1 protein-coding gene is annotated in these 243 nt (G+C 64.6%); it reads left to right on the top strand.

Annotated elements, in window-relative coordinates:
• On the top strand, positions 1-243 hold a 243-nt coding region (locus AC0L2P_RS32505), incomplete at both ends, for a histidine kinase dimerization/phosphoacceptor domain -containing protein (protein WP_473507279.1).

Raw genomic sequence — 243 nt, 5'->3', positions numbered from 1 at the left:
AGCAGGAGGATGACGATCCTCGCGTCCTGCGCATGCTCAACGATGCGCAGGCGCGGATCACCGCGATCGCGCAGACGCATGACCAGCTCTGGCGCGGGGACCGGGTGGGCATTGTGTCGCTCGACGACCTCGCCTGCGGCATTGCCGTGCAATTGGCGCAGCAGTCGCAGAATCATCAGGTCCACTGCGATATCGAGGCGATCGAGATCAGCGCGGATACCGCCATCCCGATCGGCCTCATGC

The organism is Mesorhizobium sp. WSM4836 (genome assembly GCF_055811815.1).
This window is presented reverse-complemented; position numbering and strand designations above follow the sequence as displayed.